The organism is Mycolicibacterium komossense, from assembly GCF_025822605.1.
Classification (GTDB): Bacteria; Actinomycetota; Actinomycetes; order Mycobacteriales; family Mycobacteriaceae; genus Mycobacterium; species Mycobacterium komossense.
Map to the genome: position 1 here is coordinate 218,138 of NZ_JACKTY010000020.1, position 15,714 is coordinate 233,851.

The following is a 15,714-nucleotide window of genomic DNA, read 5'->3' on the forward strand; positions in this document are numbered from 1 at the left end:
GTCGGAAATACGAATGCGCCCCTCCGACGATAGTCGGAAGGGCACATATGTCGTTGAGGCGCGAATATCGGGCGTCTATGTCGCGCGACCGTTGTTGCGGGTGCGGCCGATCCAGTAGCCGACGCCGGGCCGATATTTCACTTCGGCGCCGCGGGCGGCGACCATGTAGGCGGCTTCGTCGAGCTCATCGCCGAGGGTGAATCCTTGGACAGCGGTTTCGAGGCTGGTTGCGCCGTGTGCGGTGAGCGCTTCGATCACGCGGGCCTTGGCGGCGTAGTAGGCGTCGTGCGGGTTCTCGTCGTTCGTCTCAGGTGTCGGATAGAGCTCAGTGATTGGCACGGTCCGTGAACCGCGGCATGTCATCACTTCGGCGTAACCGGTGCCGACGTAGCGGCGGAAGCTCACGCGCTGGTGGTCGTGGCTGTGCCCGCCGCAGGCCGGCGCGGCGGTCCATGTGAGCGCGTCGCCGGCTTTGTAGCCGGTCATCAGAGCTTCCCGCATTTCTTGCAGTCGACGACCTTGCCGGGGCCGGGGCGCCACGGCAGCGCGTAGGCGCCGATTCGCTGCCCGCAGGCTGGGAAAACGTTGCCGTTGCCGTCTGGTGCTGCGTAGTGGACGACGGGACGACCGGAGAACTGGACGGGTTCCATGAACCCGATTGGGCTGGTCTGGGATGCAGTGGTGGCCATGCGACAATTGTCGCATATCGGGACATATGTCGCAAAGGCGACTTATGTCGGACTGGCGAGAATGTCGCCGACGATCATCCGTTCTGGATATTCGACCCCGCATCCGGGCAGAGTTCTTCGTGCGCGGCGAATACCATGCCGCCGGCCTGGTCGCGGGTGGCGTTCGGGATCGCCTGGTAGACGCTGGCGGAGAGCTCGTCGCGGTGGCCGCCGTTGCGCATCTCGTCGCAGAGCAGGTATCCGGCTCGCAGCGCGGCCGGCGTGGTCTCGGCGGTGATCGTGTAGCCGTAGTCGATGGCGAGTCGGGTCAGGTATCCGGCTTCGCCGGCGTTGGCCGGCGCCACCGGCGCCGCGATCGCGAATGCGGCGACGGTGGCTGTGAGGATCGCTGTGCGTCTCATGTGTGCATTGTCGCCGTGCTCACGAAAGCTGTTACCGATAATCCGTCTTTACGTCAGCTTGGCCGGGCCGGGTTCGCAGTCCTCACAGAGAACCTGGCTATGTCGTGCTGTCAGGCCGGCGCCGCCAACCCATGCGGGGCTTTCGCTGCATCGGGCGCACTTCAAGCAGTCCGGGCATGTCAGCAGCGTGGTCCGTTCGCGTAGCCAGCCGCACGATTCAGCAACTCCGAGTGCATCGTTGGCGGTATCGAAGGCGCTGCCGTCGTCCTCTCCGTCATACAGCGCGCCGCACATATCGCACTTGGCCTGGAAATATGTCACCGGCATAGCGGTCATCGCTCGATCGCTTTCGGTGCGTCGAGCGCCGGCGTTTCGACGCCGAGTTCGTGGTAAGCGATGTTCCGGCCGCGCTGGGTGACAGCGCGAACGCCGGCGATCTCCGCGCGCCCTGGCATGGGATCCCAGACGTCGAACAGATCCCGGAACGCTTGGGCGTAGCTGTCGGCGATGATCGTCACGTAATCGCGCATGTCGGCCGTGACGGTGTGCCGCGGCCGGCCCCACGGTTCCGGCCATACCCCGTAAGCCTGGATCCGATCGCGCTCCATGCTCAGTTCGACGTGGTTTAGCGATTTTGACGCGAGTAGGAAGAATTTCCCGTCGGACTGTCCGCCGACCATCACAAAGTCGGGGCGTTCGCTCACCAGATCGCCCCGCATTCGCATTGGTGGGTGCCGTCGTGGTCCCAGTCGGTGTGTTCGGCGGCGAATTCGCACTGGTGGACGTGGTCGGATCCGTCGTTCATGGTCGACGAGCACGCTTCGGCGCGGTTTCTGGCGTAGGCCATCAGCCGACTCGACCCGTGAGCCGCGTTCGCAGGCCGGACCAAAATCCGCCGGGGATGCGTGACATTGCGAATCCTCCGAGTTCGTCGTCGACTGTCTGAGTCCAGTACCAGCCAGATTCGGCGACCTTGAAGCTCATCACGCCGCTTCCGACGCGCTGACCAGCGAAGTAGTAGCGGATCATGCCGGGATCCATTCTGCGCGGGGGACGTCGATCGAGCCGATCAGTGTCGGGGTGATGCCGAAGGAGCGGACGCCGCCGCGGCCTTCGGGTCCGCCGACGCGGTTCGGGCCGTATGCGCCGATCAGGACGACGGTCGATTCCGCGCGCCGGCCGGTCGCCGCCAGCTGCTCGGCCTCGTACTCGATTCGTAGCGCCCGGAGGTGCTTGAGCGCGACGTCCCAGTCGCCGGCGCATTGGACGACGGTGTGATCGGGGTATTTCAGCAGGTAGAACCAGTCGTCTTCCGAGACGCGCGGAATCGCTGGTCGGAACTCGAATTCAGGATCGGCAACACACGACCGGCAGCGGCCCAAGTGCCCGCAACGGCGGCACGGCGGGTTCATCGGACGGTCGCGATCTTCGGCCACGGCAGCAACGATAACGCCGTGCGGTGGCGCTCTTTCGGCTCGAATGGGAGTGGATCGCCGAGCTTGTAGGCGCCCATGGTGGCGTATCCGATCGCGTCGGCCAGGTCGTCGGGGTGGTCGACGGTCTTCCGTAGCTTCGCCAGCGGCGGGACGATCTGCCCGGCGTACCACTCGTCAATCACTGCGATCATGGCGACTTTGTTCGCGTTGCCGGCGCCGGTAACCCACGCCTTGCCGGTCGAGTTGTTTACCACGACGCCGGGAACGTTGCGGGCGTCCATGTTGCCGTAAATGCCGTGCCAGACCGCGGCTCGATCGAACTCGTTGCCCTGGTTGCCCACGGCGTACGGGTGTTCCTCGATCACGAACACGTCTGGTGTTCCGCCGGCGAGCGCGGCTTCGGTGACTTCGCGAATCATCTTCCGAATGCGCCGTGATCGCGACGTGTAGGTCGCGCCGTTGTGCCCTTCACGCCCGTATCGGCCGTAGTGCATCAGCTTTCCATTGACCAGGACGGCGACCCCGCTCGACGTGAGCGACGGGTCAATCCCGACGGCGATCACAGTTCCCGCTCCAATGCGTCGAGCAGCGCGTTCATCTGCGCGTCGGTTGGCTCGCCGGCCGCAGACCAGCTCACCGCGTACAGCTCTGGTGAGCGATGGCACGCGACGACACCTGTGCGTTCTAACGCGCGAAGTGAGTTGTAGATCCGCGGTTTCCAGCAGTGACCAGGACACGGCCTGCGGTCCCGATCCATGTAGACACACTCGCCGGAACTGCTGGTGCACTGCCCGACTGGATGTGCAAGCGCCACAATCTGATCGGTTGTGATTGGTGCTCCGCGATCTCGCAGGGTGGCGACGATCTGATCGCGAAGTGCGCTTGTCTGGGGGCTCGGGCGCCTCATCGTGTGGTCCAGTCGGTCGCGATGTGCGCGTCTTCCGAGCAGCCTTCGACGCAGATGTGCATCGACTCGGCGCCGGCCGGTAGCTGGTCGCCGTCGTCCTGGTCCTCGTCGTCTTCGACGATTTCGGCGTCGACGATTCCGTCGTCGGCCGCGGCGCGTGCGGCTTCGGCGGTCGCCACGTTTTCGAGGACTTCGGCGGCGCGGATCCAGGCGCCGGCGAATGCGCGTGCCTGCTCGGCGGTTTCGGCGTGGTCTTGGCAGTTGCGCAGCGATGCCCGCCAACCGTGTTCGGTCGGGTAGACGCGTAGGTACGCGGCGCGGTTCGGTTGCCGGCCGCTGGTGCGATCGTCGGGGAAAACGAACGGGATCCGGTACCCGTCGACAGCACCGTCGGGCCCGTCCGGGTGCCACGACGGCAGCGGCAGAACGAGCGGGTTGAAGATCGCGACGTTTTCCTTCCCGGCGGTCACTGGTCGGATCCGCTCGCGCTGGCGGACCGTTGAGCGGCTACCGCGTCGTACGCGGCGGCGAGAAGTGCGCCTGCTTTCGCGATGCTGCGCAATGCGTCATCGTCGGGGCGGAACGTGGAGGGATCCCACGGCCAATAGTGTTCCGGCCCATCGCTACCGACGCCTTCGCCGGCTGCTTCTGACAGTCGATCTTGGGCTTGCACGGTGTACGCGAGTGCAGCGTCTATCAGCTGAATCGCGCCGTGCGCGGCATCGTGTTCGAGCGAGTATCCCTCGTCGAACAGCTGCCGGGTACGTTCGGCAGAGATGGCCGTGGCGCCATCCCAGCTTTCCGGGATTGTTGTCATGCGGTGGTGCCTTTCTGGTGGGTGTTGCAGTGGTACGTGCGGGTTTTCGTGTCGTAGTGCCAGGCCGGTCCCTGCTCGGATGGGAGTCGGATCGCGTCGCAGTCCTCGCAGAGCAGCGGCGACGGCTCGACGGTGCAGTCGGGCCGGTGCTCACGGCCGGACGCGTAGGTGAGCCCGCAGCCATAGCAGGCCGGCAGCGCGGCCCGGATCGCGGCGATCGCTTCGGCCTGGACCTCGGCGGGCGACAGAATCTCGATCGCGGTCGTCATCGCTCGACGTGCCCTAGCTGCTTGAACTCGGCGAGCGCGGCTTCGGCGCAGACTCCGCAGCAGTTCGGATCCGCCGGCGGTTCGAGAACGATCGTGCCGTCGGTAAGCATCCCGAACGAGTAGCCGGCGGCTTTCGCGATCGCGCTGATTCTGGCGATTGCGAGGTCTTCGCCGGCGCCGGCTCGGTCGCCGTCGGCCTGAGCTTCGTACGCTGCCAGAGCCTCGTCGAACGCATCGAGGTCCGGGTGTCGCTTCGTCTCATCGGGCATCGCTACCCGCTCCTGTCTCCGCGCTCGCGGTCTGTTGGTTACCTCGGGGGTTGAGTTGCTTACTGGGGATGGCCGTCAAGTTGCGGTAGGGGAAAACGACCGTCTTGCACGCAGTGCATGACGGGATCTGTTGTCCGTACCTACGTAAGTAGGTTCTGTTTTCCTGTGTTGCACCAAAAAGGTGCATGACACCTTGCACCGCTGTGGTGCATGTTCCGGGGTCGTTATGTTGCACCCCTACTGGTGCAAGATCGCCGGTCTCGAAAGTTGGTGATGTTGCACCGTTTTGGTGCATGGCGTCAGCTTTTGTGTTGCACCGTTTTGGTGCATGTTCCGGGTCTCGGTGTTGCACTGTTTTGGTGCAAGGTGCGGTCAGCATTCGGGGTCCAGTCGCGACGGTAGTTCGATCGCCTTCGACCACTGCGCGTGTTCCTCTTCGGTGAACCGCCGGCCCCCCGCGCAGACGAGGTATGAGCAACGGCGGGGCACGATCTCGCCGTCGCGGATGTACTCGCGTATCAGCAGCCGGCCATCTTTCACGGCGGCTTCGAGGGCCTGTGTGGCGCGGCGACGGTTTGCGCCCCAACCGAATTGCTCTGACAGTTGAGCCGCTGATGTCTCCCAAGCGCGTTTACTGCCGCTTGCGGGCGCCCAGGACAGCAAGAACGCCATCGCCACGAACCCGTCGGCCCCCAACACGTCATCGTGAGCCGCTGAGCGGATCAGCTCGTCGGATATCCACGTGACGCCTTTGCGCATCGGCTCGCCGATCACGTGGATCGGATTACGCCTGCCCATGTGAATCTTTCGTCGATGCGTTGCGCAGTTCTTGAAGCGCGTTGTCGAGCTCATCGACGGCAGTGCGGGTCCGCGCGACAGGGTTTGCGTAGCGCCCCACGACGTTTTCCAGCGCAGCGGCTACCGATCCCGCGGCGCGAACGGCGTCGGCGACCAGCTTCAATTCGGACAGGCCGACCCACTCGCCACGCCGGATGTAGCCGCGTTCTTCCGCGTCCCAGTCGATCGGACCCCCAAGCGCTAACTCGATGTCTTTCAGCTTCAGTTGCAATGCCTCGGCGTCGGGTTGGTACTGGGTGAGACGGGCTACTTCGGCTGCGACGCGCAGTTGATAGTTCTTCTCGATCTCTTTGCGCTCCCGCGCAATTCCGGCGTTAATGCCCGCGCCGATGGCTTGGGCCCGCAGTGTGTCCTGACGGGCGATGATTGACCGCGTCGCATCCCAGGACGGCGCGTGCGTGCGTGGTTTCCGCTCGGCGACGGTGTGAACATCCATGCGTGTTTTAGAACGTCCCGGACTCATCAGGCCCCATCCGGCGGGCAGCTCACCGGGGCGCACGATCGCCGGGTCGTTGACGACGAGCCACCATTCGTGACACTGGTCGGCCCAATCATCGGACTTGCCCGGTGTTTTCAGCTCGGTAAGCCAGTCGGCGCGTGACACCTTGAGTTCGTGCCCGATGAGAATTCGACCGCTGGTAGTTGTGAATCCCGCGTACAGCGCATCGACCTGGCGGGTACCACCGGGGCCGTTCCACCCGCACTCAGGTAGGAACACGCCGCCAGGAAGGGCCTCGCCGGGCTTGATGTAGTGCCGCCGCAGTCGGGCCAGTAGCTCATCGGTCAGCATTGGTGGAGCTGTCACAGATCCTCATCGGCATAGTGGTTTTCGTGCCCGCAGCGGGTGCAAACGCCGGCCTGTTCTGGCCCGTCGCGGAACATCGCGAAGCACGCGACGCACTCGCTGAACCAGGACGGGCCGGCGTCTGCCGGGCTCACTGCGTGCGCGTGATCTGCGTGCTGACGAACCCGCGGTGCCGGATCCGCTCGGTGACGTGCGTCAGCTTCCCGCGGGGTTTCCGGCCCAGTGCGAGCGCTTCGGCCTCCTGCACGGGCGTGTAGCCCTCCCAGCGGGTAAACGTGACTGGGGTGTCGCCGATCGACGCGATGAATGCGCGCGCCGCACGGTTGGCCCGCCACCGTTCGCGGTACATCTTCGACGTCAGCGTGGTCTCGCCGTTGCCGCTCGACACCGTGAACCAGTAGTCCCCAACGTTGTTCGCGTTCGGGCCCGCCTCCGACTGGCGGACGACGATAGGCCGCTTCACGACTTCGCGCCGTCCGAGAACGCCGGCCCGACAACGGACAGACCCGGCTTATCGGCCTGGTGGTCGACGTCGCCCGGCCATGGTTCGTCGTCTTCGATGACTTCGGCGTCGACAATTCCGTCGCCGGCAGGCGGTTTCGGCGCATCCGGGTCGAGCGGATCGCCGTCCTCGGTGAACATCGGCGGTTCGTTCTTCTCCCGCTCGGCGCGCTCGGCCTCTTCCTGAGCTGCCTTCTCGCGAGCGGCTTGGGCTTTCGCCGCCGCCTGCTGCGCGGCGAGTTCGTCTTTCGACGGTGGGCGCGTGGTGCCCGGCAAGTACATGTCGCCGATGCGACGCACCTTGCAGATCGGGACTCGCGTCTCGCCGTCCTCGCCGGTGAAGCGGACGCCGCCAGCCTCGTAGACCTCGACGTCGACCATGAACGTAAACCGCTCAAGACCGCTCGGTACGTCGTCGAGGGTGAAGACGTGGGCTCCCGACAGGTACATTTCGGTGCGCTGCTTGGGGGCGGGCGCGTCGGGATCCTCCACGTTGTCGAGGTCGTTCCCGCTGGGCAGGTTTTCGGGTCTGTCTGTGATCAGTGCCATTTCGGTTACTTGTTCCCTTCGCTGGTGGGGGTGCCGGTAAGGAACCGGCGGAACTTCTCGGCGTCGGTGACGATCACGTCGGCTTCCGCTCCGCGCCCGTTGTCGATCGCGAGTTGTAGCGCGACTTTTCGCGCCAACCGCTCGTTGTCGGTTTGAAACACTTACTCGGTCCCTTCACTGGTGGGATCCGCTGCGGGTGCTGCGGATTCGGACTCGTCGCGCGCGGCGTCGGACAGGATGCCGGCGATCTGCTCGTCGAGTGCGTTCTGTTGCTGCCACGCGTACAGCTGGTCAGCGACCTTCGCGACGGCCACGTCGTCGAGGTCGTCCGTCGTGTCGACTTCGGGGCGGTCGAGAATCGTGCGGTAGACGGCGAGCCGCCCGTCGCGATCCTCGGCAGCGGTCAGGCCGGCGTCACCGAGTAGCGCGAACAGCCGCTTCTCAAGTGCTTGCCGCATCCGTGATTTCGGCTTATCCGGGTTCGTGGCCGGCGCCGTCGAGCGCTTCGCCGCAACCTTTTTCGACGTCGCCTTCGCTTCGGCTTCAACGACTTTCTGGACTGCCGCGTTGCCTTCGGCGACCAGAGCTTCGGCACGCTCGACGGGATCGGGTACCGTCTCGGGTTGCTCGGCCGGCGACGGTTCTGGATCCGGGGCTCCGTCGCCCTGGTCCTCTGTCACGTCGCCGGCCGGCGTCTCGGCCGCGGTGCGCTCGGCGATCCGCTCACGCGCCGCCGCTTCCGCGGACTTACCAGCCGCGACCTGTTCGGCGATCTGCTCAGGTGTGGCCTCGACCGGATCCGCGGGCGTCTGGTCGGGGATCGGAACCTCGTCGGCGAAGATTTCGTCGACGGTCACCTTCGCCTGCTGGACACGCGCCGGCACAGCACCGCGCTCTTCGAAGCGATCGAACTGTCGCTGATCTTCGGATTCCAGTTCTTCGCGGCTGTAGCTGATACCCATCAGCACGTCGGGCGCCAGCTCGCGGCAAACCTCCGCTTGCCCTTTGGCTTTCAGCATGGTTTGCGGGTCGGTGACGTACTTCATGTTCCCGAGAATCGAAGTTGTGGTCTTCCCGTCCCACGTCTTCGAGACGGTCACCCAGTCGTCTTTTTCGTCCGGCCGCGGGTTCTTCACTCCGGGTGCCGGCGTTGGGACGTAGCCGGCGAGCTTCGCCCGCTCGATCGTCCAAGTGCTCGTGTACTTTTCGCCGTCCGGCGAGATGCCCTCGACGGTCACTGACGTGTCGGACTGCTCGGTCGTGCGGACCCGATAGCCCTTCGCCTTGAGTAGCCCGACCATCGTCCGCGCTTCGAGCGACGGCATTCCGTGGATCGGGATCACGCGCTGTAACGACTGGATCGGGTTCAGCCCGAGCTCGGCGCCGTAGAGGATCGCCGCGGTCGCGTCGCCCTGCTTCCGGAAGAACCGTTTCGGGACCATCGTCGTCTGGACCAGTTGGCCGGCCAGTTTCCACGCGGTGTTGTACACCTCGGCGTGTTCGTGCAGCATCGCGACAGCGCTGGTCGCGTGGGCCCGCGCCGGCGGGAACACTTCGAGCGTCCCGGCGTCGGGATCGCGCTGCTCAATTTCGGTAGAAGTCATGCGTTTGGTGCCTTTCCTGGTGGTGGGTTATGCGACTTCGAGAACTTCGAGGGATTCTTCGATCTGCTTTTTCGCCCAGCCGGCCATCCCGACGGACTGGATCCCCTCGTAGCCGGGCCAGCGATCCTCTGCCGTGCAGCGCGCGAACAGCTCGATCGCGACGCGGTTCTGGCGCCTGCCCAGCTCGACGATTTCCGGGTCGATCTGGCAGACCGACACCGTGTAGGGCGCGGTCTTCGACTGGACGATGAACAGCACGCCGACGTCGGTCAGCCCGATTTCTGCGAGCCCGTCTTCCTGGTATGCCTGCTGCATGTGGTAGCCGTATTCGAAGACCGCGCGTTGAAACTGCTTGGGATCAGCGGAAGTTGCGGTCTTGTACTCGACGTAGATTTGCCGTTTCAGACCCTCGGTGAGGAAGTCGGGGCGGATCCGCCGGCGGACGCCGGTCGCGTCGTCGTGCCAGTAGATCGAGTGTTCGGCCTGGCCGGCGCCGAGTAGGCGGGCGGCGATCGGGTGCTGGAAGACGCGGCCGGCCATGGTCTGCGCTTTTTCCATGTCCGACTTCGGAATTGGTAGCTTTCCTTCGCGCCGGGCCTTCGCCGCGGCCTGTTTCCACTCTGACGTCGCCGACGGGACTTTCGCGAGCTTCCCGTCTGCGGTGTGCCCGCAGACTTTCGGGTCGAGCATCGCCAGTCGCGACCCAATACCGAGAACCATCTTGTGTGCGGCGTGCCCAAAGTCGAAGTTGCGGTTCGGATCCCGTGGCGATCGCCGTTCGAAGTTGAATTCCTCGGGTGTCTTCGACAGCAGCGCGCGGGCACCGGACGACGACAGCGAACCCAGATCGGCGTGATACACGTCGTCGGGAATGTTCGCGTAAATCCCGTCGTTGGCCGGGACGCCGGTCACGTCGATACGCGGCGGCAGCGCTTCGATCTTGTGCTTTTTCTCGTCGCAGCCCATGAACGCGCGGCAGCCGGCGCACAACCAGCTGTCATGGTTGGCGCAGTAGGCCGGCCGTTCGCCGGCCTCTTGCCGGCTGTATTTCTTTGCGTACCCGCAGTTTTCGCAGTTCTCGCGGGGCAGACCAGTCGCGGTCATCCGCGCGGCCCGTTCTGCTCGACGTCGACGGCGGCGTTGTGTGCTTCGAGCGCAGCGGCGAGCCGATCGTTCGCCTGCGCCTGCCGATTGAGCGCGAGGACCAGGAGGTCGACGCGCTCGGACGTCTTAGCGTCCATTCCGAATTGCATTGGTTTCCTGTTCTATGAGTCGTTCGAGTAGGTCGTCGACGGCGCGGGATCCGCGCGGCCGGCTCAGTTGGCGTTCGGCTGCCAGCCGCGGGGATATGCCGGTGTCGGTGGCGGTGAACGCGACGGCGCCGATCGCTGCGCGTTCGCCGGCCATCCGGCAGCGGACGTCGGAACTGTCGTTGTGGTCGTGGTAGGCCACCAGTTCGCCGCGCTTGTCGCCGACGGGCTCGCGGTGCGTGCCGGTTTCAGTCCGGCAGACCGGGCAGAACCGGATCTGGAATCCGGGCCACTCCCGGCCGTCAGCCATGGGTTCGCACGTAGTCGATGGCGCCGGCGACGATCGCCAGCACGGCGATCACGACAGCAATCCACGCGGCGACGGTGACACCGACGGCCAGGACCAGGACGCCGATCAGCGTGCCGGCCGCGGCGCCACCGGCGACAGTCCTCACGCTTCCTCCGCTGTGAAGTGGCAGCGCGCGAAGTGCAGACGCGATCGGCGCCGGCCTTTCGTGCGACTGTTCTCGGCGATCCCGACGCACCACTCGTCCGGCTTCGAGTTGCAGTCCGGGCACCGTCGTTTCAGCGCGCCGCGTACTACCGGATCGCGCCGGTCCGCCAGCCGTTGCCCCTTGGTCTTGCCGTCGCCGTACCGCATCGCTGCTCACGCGCCGTTCCGAAGTCGCGTGTTGACGCCGCGTAGGCCGGCGTTCGAGCGGGCAAGCCGTTCGTTCTCGGCGATCCCGCGTTCCCACCGGCTGCGGTAGTCGTCGACGCGCGGGTCGGCCAGCGACAGCACGACGTACCCACCTGCGAGCCCGTCGGCCGCGCGGAGGACGTGCGTTATCCGCCGCTCGACGCTGTAGCGGTACTCGGGTTCGGTGTCGTTGCGCCAGAACCGAACCGTGTCACCGGTCTGATAGTCCCGATCATCGAAGCGGACTTCGGCGAACTTCTCGTTTCCTTGGATCCGGTCGAACCAGCGCGGTTCGATCTTCACGTCGTGTGTCGTCATACCGACATCGCCCCCAACTGCTCAGGCAGCGCGCGAGCGCAGCCTTCGGCGTAGAGCGCGAGCAGGTTTTCCAGCCGCGGGCTGAACCGCTCGACGTCTGGGACGACCGCGATCGACATTCCGCCGTATCTGTACGGCCTGCCGTCGACGGTTTTCGCCCAGGCGAGCGCAGCTTCGCGGCGGATCCGCGCGGCGATCGTCGACACGGTGACCAGTGCGCCGTTGTCGTCGCGGCGCGCGGTATGGACGTGGTGCCGGCCGGTGTGGAACACGGCGCGCAGTAGCCGGCGGATCACTGGTCGGCCTCCATGACGTCGGCCGTCGCGCGGAGCATTGCGACGGCTTGGTCGCGCGGCACCTGCGATTTGATGTCGACGTGGCCGCTCGGAAAGAAAAGCAGCGCCAGCACTGTTTCTTGGTTGACGTTGACGACGCGGACACGCTCGTTGTCCATGCTTCCGGGGTTCATGCGAGGTGTCCGGGCTCGTCGGCCAGCACGGTTTCCGGTGTCACGACGTAGGGCTCGATGCCCTGCGACGTCATCGGCTGGACGTATCCGCCAGTGGTGGTGCAGCTGAAGGAATACGTTCCGTAGCAGCTGGTTCGCACCGGTACGCGGTAGGCCGGCGAGTAGAACTCGCGGATCCGATTCCAGCTTCCGTCGGGCTGGATCGGCCCGTCGCAGATGGTGCGCCGGTTGGACTGGAACGGGATCAACCAGAACTGATCCACGCATTTCATACCGGGCGGATCCGCTTTCGCCTCCGTCGCCCACAGCACGCCAAGCGCCATCACGAGGATCACGGTCCCGACGACGATCAACGTCCGCGCGATCGTCCGGGCACGCCGCGGCCGCATCCCGACGACAGTCGGCACCCGGTGACGGCCGGCCGGCGCGGGCTCGTCGCCCTGGTCCTCGTCGACGAACCAGGTCAGCACGCGGTCCGGCCTGATGTTGGCGCGGAGCGTGCGCCCCTTCTCGGTCCATTCGACGGTGTAGAGCAGCCCGAACCATGGGTCGGCGAAGTCGACGCCGACGATCGTCCCGTCGGTTGCGGGCTCGTCGAAATACGGTTTCCAGGTGATGCGGGTTCCGGGCAAGAGCGCGTCCGGCTGGTGCTCAACGGCGACGACTTCGCCGATTACGCCGCGGTGCTTCGCTGCGTCGCGCACGGTTTCGCGGTAATCGTCGGGGGTCCAGATCGGCCGTACGGTTGGTTCAGACATTCGATGGTCAGTCCTTCGGGTGTCGTCGGCCGGCGTTCCGTGCAGCGGGGCGCCGGCCGTTCCGTCACTCGGACGCGGGTTGCGCCGAGCGGGTCAGGTGGGCGCCCAGATGGGCAGGAGTCAGGAACGGTTCGCCGGCGTCGAGCTCGACAGCCCGGAACTGGGAAGCGCGATCGCGCAGCGCGGCGACCAGGAGGTCGGCGCAGGCTGTGGCGCCGGTGGCCTTGAATAGGAGCGGCGTCCAGCCTTCGAGCACGGTCGCCGCGATGGTCATCAGTTCGGAATCGGGAAGATCGTTGAGCCCGAACCGAACGGCGTCGGCCGGGATTGTCTCGGTTTGGTCGGGCCCGTCGGACTCCATGCGGCCGGACACACGGCCGGCGCGCACGTCGGCGCCGGACAGCAGGAACTCGCCGGCGTGGTAGTCAGAGAACCCTTCGCGGCGGGTGCGCAGCTTCGCTCCGAGCCCGCTCAGTGCGTCGCCGGCGATGGTGCAGAGCGATTCGACGGCGCCGATCATTCGTCGTCTTCGTCGGCTTGACCGGTGTACGCGGCCAGCGCGCGGCGCGCGGCGAAGATTGCTCCGTACAGCCGAGCCGCTTCGGCGTCGACCAGGAACATCGGTCCGATCTTTCGAGCGGGCACCTGTCCGCGTTCGATCGCGCGGTGCAGAGAGCGCTTCGGAATCTCGTGTGCTGCTACAGCTTCGGAGACGGTGAGTTCCGTCGCCGTGGTCTCGGTGGGGGTCATGCGCCCAACTTAACGACATATGTCGCGTTGGTGCAATCGCGACACGCTGCACATTTACCGCGTTGCTGGGGCATGCATGTTTGCCGACTCCTGACTAAATCAACCGTCAGGCCGTGGGTTGTTGACTTTGCGACTTAGTTCACATATTGCGCGGGCGCGCGTTTATGTCTTAGTATCGCGTTCATGACATCAGCAGTTTTCGAACAGGGGAACATCCCGCCGAGCCGGCAGCCGTACCGGCTTTTGATCGCACGGCTCGAAGCGGGACTACAACAGCAGGAACTCGCCGACATGATGGGAGTCGGCCGAACGGTTATTTCCAATGCTGAGAAAGGCAAAGGGCCCGTCCGCAAAATTTATTTGAATGCGTGGGCCCTTGCGACCGGCGTTCCAATTAGTTGGCTGGAAACCGGCGACGGCGGCTGGTATCCCCCCGAGGATCCAGACTCAGTGCGCCCGAAGGGATTCGAACCCCCAACCTTCTGATCCGTAGTCAGATGCTCTATCCGTTGAGCTACGGGCGCCTATCTTCAATTGTTGGTGGCTGACCTAGGTCAACCGCCGCGGAGGCGAGAGGATTTGAACCTCCGGTCCCCGCGAGGGGACAACTCATTAGCAGTGAGTCCCATTCGGCCGCTCTGGCACGCCTCCTGACGTTACCGCCGAGGGGAAAGAGTACACAGGGCGTACTACGGAAGGCAAAGCAGATCCGATGCCGGGCTCACTGGCAGGTCTGGAGCCTGGCTCACTCGCCTAAACTAGCCGGGTGACTGCCCGCCTCCGCCCCGAAATGGCCGACCTCCCGGCCTACGCCCCGGGCAAGACCGTGCCGGGCGCCATCAAACTCGCCAGCAACGAAACAGTGCACGGTCCGCTGCCCAGTGTGCGGGCGGCGATCGACAGGGCCGTCGACTCCATCAACCGCTACCCGGACAACGGCTACGTCGACCTCAAGGAGCATTTGGCCAAGCATGTCGACTTCGCGCCGGAGCACATCGCCGCCGGCGCCGGGTCGGTCAGCCTGTGCCAGCAGCTGATCCAGATCACGTCCTCGGTGGGCGACGAGGTGATGTTCGGCTGGCGCAGCTTCGAGGTCTACCCGTTGCAAGTGCGCACCGCCGGTGCCACTCCGGTGGCCATTCCGTTGAAGGACCACACGCACGACCTGGACGCGATGCTGGCCGCCGTCACCGACCGCACCCGGCTGATCTTCGTCTGCAACCCGAACAACCCGACCTCAACCGTCGTCGAGCCTGACGAGCTCAACCGGTTCATCGAGGCCGTCCCGGACCACATCCTGATCGTCATCGACGAGGCCTACGTCGAGTACATCCGCGACGGTCTGCTGCCCGACAGTCTGGGGCTGGTCCGCGCGCACAGCAATGTCGTTGTCATCCGGACGTTTTCGAAGGCCTACGGCCTGGCGGGCGCCCGGGTCGGGTACGCGGTCGCCGACCCGGACATCATCACCGCGCTGGGCAAGGTCTATGTGCCGTTCACGGCGACCAGCCTGTCGCAGGCCGCCGCGATCGCCTCCCTCAACGCCGCCGACGAACTGCTGGCCCGCACCGACACCATCGTCGCCGAACGCGCCCGGGTCAGCACCGCACTGCGTGAGGCCGGTTTCGAACTGCCGCCGTCGCAGGCGAACTTCGTCTGGCTGCCGCTGGCCGACCGCACACTCGACTTCGTCGAGCAGGCCGCCAACACCGCCCGTGTGGTGGTCCGGCCCTACGGCACCGACGGGGTGCGGGTCACCATCGGCGCTGCCGACGAGAATGACGCTTTCCTGGCCTTCGCGAGGGACTGGATCTAGACGCCCGCCGATCTGCGTCCGGTGAACGCCAGTAGTCGGTCCAGTGCGGCCGCCCCGGCGGGTGTCTCGAGCGGCTGATCGAACCCGACAGATGCCCGGCCCTCCGGTGTGATGATGGTGTGCGCCAACTGCTCCACACAGGCCGACACCTCGTCCGGCACCACCAGCTCCTGGCCGGTGGCCGCGGCGTAATCCCACGCATGCACCAGGAACTCGATCGACAGGATGCCGGCGGCCACCTTGGCCGGGAAGGGGCCGGCCCCGAAATCGACGTCCCCGGCCAGCCCGCGCTGCTGCCAGGCGTCCACTGCGGGCCTCGCCACGGCCATCACCTGACGGTGCACCGAGGCGCCGGGATCGCGCTCGGGGAACGTTGCCCCCGCTGCGCCACCGAGAGTGGTGATCGACTTGAGCAGGTGATCGGTCAGCCCGACGACGTCGTACTCCCGGCACGGCGTCCGCCGGGCAAGGTCATCACCGCCGATCGGCTGCAGCACATGCTCCAAAACAGCCAACGTGGCCTGGGCGCCGGCGAGTTCATCCATCTC

General features: G+C 65.6%; 31 protein-coding genes and 2 tRNA genes. 2 read left to right on the forward strand and 31 right to left on the reverse strand.

Translation table 11 applies throughout. The features are described 5' to 3' along the window. Window positions 1-75 precede the first annotated feature (75 nt). The 28 genes from H7J73_RS08635 to H7J73_RS08765 all read right to left on the reverse strand — a co-directional run bounded on the left by H7J73_RS08635 (window position 76) and on the right by H7J73_RS08765 (window position 13,350). Window positions 76-486 (reverse strand): hypothetical protein, encoded by a 411-nt coding sequence (locus H7J73_RS08635; protein WP_264066911.1) that lies wholly within the window; start codon window positions 484-486, stop codon window positions 76-78. Continuing rightward, on the reverse strand, window positions 486-689 hold the full coding sequence (locus tag H7J73_RS08640; RefSeq protein WP_264066912.1) for a hypothetical protein: 204 nt from the start codon (window positions 687-689) through the stop codon (window positions 486-488). Before H7J73_RS08640 ends, H7J73_RS08635 begins: the two co-directional genes overlap by 1 nt. 74 nt (window positions 690-763) lie before the next feature. Then, on the reverse strand, window positions 764-1,090 hold the full coding sequence (locus H7J73_RS08645) for a DUF732 domain-containing protein (RefSeq protein ID WP_264066913.1): 327 nt from the start codon (window positions 1,088-1,090) through the stop codon (window positions 764-766). A 332-nt stretch (window positions 1,091-1,422) separates the two neighbouring features. Further along, window positions 1,423-1,794 (reverse strand): hypothetical protein, encoded by a 372-nt coding sequence (locus tag H7J73_RS08650; RefSeq protein WP_264066914.1) that lies wholly within the window; start codon window positions 1,792-1,794, stop codon window positions 1,423-1,425. Next, entirely contained in the window at window positions 1,791-1,937 is a 147-nt protein-coding gene (locus tag H7J73_RS08655) for a hypothetical protein (protein ID WP_264066915.1), read from the reverse strand. Before H7J73_RS08655 ends, H7J73_RS08650 begins: the two co-directional genes overlap by 4 nt. A gap of 178 nt (window positions 1,938-2,115) precedes the next feature. Next, window positions 2,116-2,526: a hypothetical protein gene (locus H7J73_RS08660; protein ID WP_264066916.1), complete on the reverse strand. Its 411-nt coding sequence runs from the start codon at window positions 2,524-2,526 to the stop codon at window positions 2,116-2,118. Next, the gene (locus tag H7J73_RS08665; RefSeq protein WP_264066917.1) at window positions 2,499-3,089 is read right to left on the reverse strand and encodes a hypothetical protein; all 591 of its coding nucleotides are present in this window, start codon (window positions 3,087-3,089) and stop codon (window positions 2,499-2,501) included. Before H7J73_RS08665 ends, H7J73_RS08660 begins: the two co-directional genes overlap by 28 nt. Window positions 3,090-3,429: 340 nt before the next feature. Further along, complete coding sequence (locus H7J73_RS08670; protein WP_264066918.1) at window positions 3,430-3,903, reverse strand: hypothetical protein; 474 nt, start codon at window positions 3,901-3,903, stop codon at window positions 3,430-3,432. Beyond that, window positions 3,900-4,250, reverse strand: coding sequence for a hypothetical protein (locus H7J73_RS08675; RefSeq protein WP_264066919.1), 351 nt, complete (start codon window positions 4,248-4,250; stop codon window positions 3,900-3,902). Before H7J73_RS08675 ends, H7J73_RS08670 begins: the two co-directional genes overlap by 4 nt. Continuing rightward, window positions 4,247-4,519, reverse strand: coding sequence for a hypothetical protein (locus tag H7J73_RS08680; protein ID WP_264066920.1), 273 nt, complete (start codon window positions 4,517-4,519; stop codon window positions 4,247-4,249). Before H7J73_RS08680 ends, H7J73_RS08675 begins: the two co-directional genes overlap by 4 nt. Beyond that, window positions 4,516-4,788 (reverse strand): hypothetical protein, encoded by a 273-nt coding sequence (locus H7J73_RS08685; RefSeq protein ID WP_264066921.1) that lies wholly within the window; start codon window positions 4,786-4,788, stop codon window positions 4,516-4,518. The genes H7J73_RS08680 and H7J73_RS08685 overlap by 4 nt, the downstream gene beginning before the upstream one ends. 372 nt (window positions 4,789-5,160) lie before the next feature. Next, the gene (locus H7J73_RS08690) at window positions 5,161-5,586 is read right to left on the reverse strand and encodes a hypothetical protein (protein WP_264066922.1); all 426 of its coding nucleotides are present in this window, start codon (window positions 5,584-5,586) and stop codon (window positions 5,161-5,163) included. After that, the gene (locus H7J73_RS08695; RefSeq protein ID WP_264066923.1) at window positions 5,573-6,436 is read right to left on the reverse strand and encodes a hypothetical protein; all 864 of its coding nucleotides are present in this window, start codon (window positions 6,434-6,436) and stop codon (window positions 5,573-5,575) included. Before H7J73_RS08695 ends, H7J73_RS08690 begins: the two co-directional genes overlap by 14 nt. 145 nt (window positions 6,437-6,581) lie before the next feature. After that, a complete protein-coding gene (locus H7J73_RS08700; RefSeq protein ID WP_264066924.1) occupies window positions 6,582-6,914 on the reverse strand; it encodes a hypothetical protein in 333 nt (110 codons plus the stop codon). Beyond that, window positions 6,911-7,501: a hypothetical protein gene (locus tag H7J73_RS08705; protein ID WP_264066925.1), complete on the reverse strand. Its 591-nt coding sequence runs from the start codon at window positions 7,499-7,501 to the stop codon at window positions 6,911-6,913. Before H7J73_RS08705 ends, H7J73_RS08700 begins: the two co-directional genes overlap by 4 nt. Before the next feature lie 5 nt (window positions 7,502-7,506). Then, the gene (locus H7J73_RS08710) at window positions 7,507-7,662 is read right to left on the reverse strand and encodes a hypothetical protein (protein ID WP_264066926.1); all 156 of its coding nucleotides are present in this window, start codon (window positions 7,660-7,662) and stop codon (window positions 7,507-7,509) included. Next, complete coding sequence (locus tag H7J73_RS08715; RefSeq protein ID WP_264066927.1) at window positions 7,663-9,105, reverse strand: hypothetical protein; 1,443 nt, start codon at window positions 9,103-9,105, stop codon at window positions 7,663-7,665. It lies immediately after the preceding gene. 27 nt (window positions 9,106-9,132) lie between these two features. Continuing rightward, window positions 9,133-10,209, reverse strand: a complete 1,077-nt coding sequence (locus H7J73_RS08720; RefSeq protein ID WP_264066928.1) for a PD-(D/E)XK nuclease-like domain-containing protein — start codon at window positions 10,207-10,209, stop codon at window positions 9,133-9,135. Then, the gene (locus H7J73_RS08725) at window positions 10,206-10,346 is read right to left on the reverse strand and encodes a hypothetical protein (protein ID WP_264066929.1); all 141 of its coding nucleotides are present in this window, start codon (window positions 10,344-10,346) and stop codon (window positions 10,206-10,208) included. Before H7J73_RS08725 ends, H7J73_RS08720 begins: the two co-directional genes overlap by 4 nt. After that, window positions 10,336-10,665 carry a hypothetical protein gene (locus H7J73_RS08730; RefSeq protein ID WP_264066930.1) on the reverse strand — a complete coding sequence of 110 codons (330 nt, stop codon included), beginning with the start codon at window positions 10,663-10,665 and terminating at the stop codon, window positions 10,336-10,338. The genes H7J73_RS08725 and H7J73_RS08730 overlap by 11 nt, the downstream gene beginning before the upstream one ends. Beyond that, entirely contained in the window at window positions 10,658-10,810 is a 153-nt protein-coding gene (locus H7J73_RS08735; RefSeq protein ID WP_264066931.1) for a hypothetical protein, read from the reverse strand. The genes H7J73_RS08730 and H7J73_RS08735 overlap by 8 nt, the downstream gene beginning before the upstream one ends. Further along, window positions 10,807-11,016 carry a zinc finger domain-containing protein gene (locus H7J73_RS33965; RefSeq protein WP_435405450.1) on the reverse strand — a complete coding sequence of 70 codons (210 nt, stop codon included), beginning with the start codon at window positions 11,014-11,016 and terminating at the stop codon, window positions 10,807-10,809. The genes H7J73_RS08735 and H7J73_RS33965 overlap by 4 nt, the downstream gene beginning before the upstream one ends. Window positions 11,017-11,022: 6 nt before the next feature. Then, window positions 11,023-11,373, reverse strand: a complete 351-nt coding sequence (locus H7J73_RS08740) for a DUF3850 domain-containing protein (RefSeq protein ID WP_264066932.1) — start codon at window positions 11,371-11,373, stop codon at window positions 11,023-11,025. Further along, entirely contained in the window at window positions 11,370-11,669 is a 300-nt protein-coding gene (locus H7J73_RS08745; protein ID WP_264066933.1) for a hypothetical protein, read from the reverse strand. The genes H7J73_RS08740 and H7J73_RS08745 overlap by 4 nt, the downstream gene beginning before the upstream one ends. Beyond that, window positions 11,666-11,842, reverse strand: coding sequence for a DUF7433 family protein (locus tag H7J73_RS08750; RefSeq protein ID WP_264066934.1), 177 nt, complete (start codon window positions 11,840-11,842; stop codon window positions 11,666-11,668). The genes H7J73_RS08745 and H7J73_RS08750 overlap by 4 nt, the downstream gene beginning before the upstream one ends. Further along, complete coding sequence (locus H7J73_RS08755; protein WP_264066935.1) at window positions 11,839-12,600, reverse strand: CDGP domain-containing protein; 762 nt, start codon at window positions 12,598-12,600, stop codon at window positions 11,839-11,841. The genes H7J73_RS08750 and H7J73_RS08755 overlap by 4 nt, the downstream gene beginning before the upstream one ends. A gap of 64 nt (window positions 12,601-12,664) precedes the next feature. Beyond that, window positions 12,665-13,120 (reverse strand): hypothetical protein, encoded by a 456-nt coding sequence (locus H7J73_RS08760; protein ID WP_264066936.1) that lies wholly within the window; start codon window positions 13,118-13,120, stop codon window positions 12,665-12,667. After that, on the reverse strand, window positions 13,117-13,350 hold the full coding sequence (locus tag H7J73_RS08765) for a hypothetical protein (protein ID WP_264066937.1): 234 nt from the start codon (window positions 13,348-13,350) through the stop codon (window positions 13,117-13,119). Before H7J73_RS08765 ends, H7J73_RS08760 begins: the two co-directional genes overlap by 4 nt. Window positions 13,351-13,533: 183 nt before the next feature. Here H7J73_RS08765 and H7J73_RS08770 point away from each other — a divergent pair, with 183 nt between their 5' ends. After that, a complete protein-coding gene (locus H7J73_RS08770; protein ID WP_264066938.1) occupies window positions 13,534-13,836 on the forward strand; it encodes a helix-turn-helix domain-containing protein in 303 nt (100 codons plus the stop codon). Here the strand turns inward: H7J73_RS08770 and H7J73_RS08775 are convergent. Together H7J73_RS08775 and H7J73_RS08780 are read right to left on the reverse strand one after the other, a co-directional pair. Beyond that, window positions 13,802-13,874: transfer RNA gene (locus tag H7J73_RS08775), tRNA-Arg, on the reverse strand. The genes H7J73_RS08770 and H7J73_RS08775 overlap by 35 nt on opposite strands. 40 nt (window positions 13,875-13,914) lie before the next feature. After that, window positions 13,915-14,001, reverse strand: a tRNA-Ser gene (locus H7J73_RS08780). A 115-nt stretch (window positions 14,002-14,116) separates the two neighbouring features. Here H7J73_RS08780 and hisC point away from each other — a divergent pair. After that, window positions 14,117-15,166 carry a histidinol-phosphate transaminase gene (hisC, locus tag H7J73_RS08785; protein WP_264066939.1) on the forward strand — a complete coding sequence of 350 codons (1,050 nt, stop codon included), beginning with the start codon at window positions 14,117-14,119 and terminating at the stop codon, window positions 15,164-15,166. Here hisC and H7J73_RS08790 read toward each other — a convergent pair. After that, window positions 15,163-15,711: a TIGR03086 family metal-binding protein gene (locus H7J73_RS08790; RefSeq protein WP_264066940.1), complete on the reverse strand. Its 549-nt coding sequence runs from the start codon at window positions 15,709-15,711 to the stop codon at window positions 15,163-15,165. The two genes, hisC and H7J73_RS08790, sit on opposite strands and share 4 nt — an antisense overlap. Window positions 15,712-15,714 lie beyond the last annotated feature (3 nt).

What these genes read in the sequence shown, in the direction of transcription:
- H7J73_RS08635 (WP_264066911.1), bottom strand. Translation starts at nt 486, where the DNA reads ATGACCGGCTACAAAGCCGGCGACGCGCTCACATGGACCGCCGCGCCG.
- H7J73_RS08640 (WP_264066912.1), bottom strand. Translation starts at nt 689, where the DNA reads ATGGCCACCACTGCATCCCAGACCAGCCCAATCGGGTTCATGGAACCC.
- H7J73_RS08645 (WP_264066913.1), bottom strand. Translation starts at nt 1,090, where the DNA reads ATGAGACGCACAGCGATCCTCACAGCCACCGTCGCCGCATTCGCGATC.
- H7J73_RS08655 (WP_264066915.1), bottom strand. Translation starts at nt 1,937, where the DNA reads ATGGCCTACGCCAGAAACCGCGCCGAAGCGTGCTCGTCGACCATGAAC.
- H7J73_RS08675 (WP_264066919.1), bottom strand. Translation starts at nt 4,250, where the DNA reads ATGACAACAATCCCGGAAAGCTGGGATGGCGCCACGGCCATCTCTGCC.
- H7J73_RS08680 (WP_264066920.1), bottom strand. Translation starts at nt 4,519, where the DNA reads ATGACGACCGCGATCGAGATTCTGTCGCCCGCCGAGGTCCAGGCCGAA.
- H7J73_RS08685 (WP_264066921.1), bottom strand. Translation starts at nt 4,788, where the DNA reads ATGCCCGATGAGACGAAGCGACACCCGGACCTCGATGCGTTCGACGAG.
- H7J73_RS08690 (WP_264066922.1), bottom strand. Translation starts at nt 5,586, where the DNA reads ATGGGCAGGCGTAATCCGATCCACGTGATCGGCGAGCCGATGCGCAAA.
- H7J73_RS08695 (WP_264066923.1), bottom strand. Translation starts at nt 6,436, where the DNA reads ATGCTGACCGATGAGCTACTGGCCCGACTGCGGCGGCACTACATCAAG.
- H7J73_RS08705 (WP_264066925.1), bottom strand. Translation starts at nt 7,501, where the DNA reads ATGGCACTGATCACAGACAGACCCGAAAACCTGCCCAGCGGGAACGAC.
- H7J73_RS08715 (WP_264066927.1), bottom strand. Translation starts at nt 9,105, where the DNA reads ATGACTTCTACCGAAATTGAGCAGCGCGATCCCGACGCCGGGACGCTC.
- H7J73_RS08720 (WP_264066928.1), bottom strand. Translation starts at nt 10,209, where the DNA reads ATGACCGCGACTGGTCTGCCCCGCGAGAACTGCGAAAACTGCGGGTAC.
- H7J73_RS08725 (WP_264066929.1), bottom strand. Translation starts at nt 10,346, where the DNA reads ATGGACGCTAAGACGTCCGAGCGCGTCGACCTCCTGGTCCTCGCGCTC.
- H7J73_RS08730 (WP_264066930.1), bottom strand. Translation starts at nt 10,665, where the DNA reads ATGGCTGACGGCCGGGAGTGGCCCGGATTCCAGATCCGGTTCTGCCCG.
- H7J73_RS33965 (WP_435405450.1), bottom strand. Translation starts at nt 11,016, where the DNA reads ATGCGGTACGGCGACGGCAAGACCAAGGGGCAACGGCTGGCGGACCGG.
- H7J73_RS08740 (WP_264066932.1), bottom strand. Translation starts at nt 11,373, where the DNA reads ATGACGACACACGACGTGAAGATCGAACCGCGCTGGTTCGACCGGATC.
- H7J73_RS08750 (WP_264066934.1), bottom strand. Translation starts at nt 11,842, where the DNA reads ATGAACCCCGGAAGCATGGACAACGAGCGTGTCCGCGTCGTCAACGTC.
- H7J73_RS08755 (WP_264066935.1), bottom strand. Translation starts at nt 12,600, where the DNA reads ATGTCTGAACCAACCGTACGGCCGATCTGGACCCCCGACGATTACCGC.
- H7J73_RS08760 (WP_264066936.1), bottom strand. Translation starts at nt 13,120, where the DNA reads ATGATCGGCGCCGTCGAATCGCTCTGCACCATCGCCGGCGACGCACTG.
- H7J73_RS08765 (WP_264066937.1), bottom strand. Translation starts at nt 13,350, where the DNA reads ATGACCCCCACCGAGACCACGGCGACGGAACTCACCGTCTCCGAAGCT.
- H7J73_RS08770 (WP_264066938.1), top strand. Translation starts at nt 13,534, where the DNA reads ATGACATCAGCAGTTTTCGAACAGGGGAACATCCCGCCGAGCCGGCAG.
- H7J73_RS08790 (WP_264066940.1), bottom strand. Translation starts at nt 15,711, where the DNA reads ATGGATGAACTCGCCGGCGCCCAGGCCACGTTGGCTGTTTTGGAGCAT.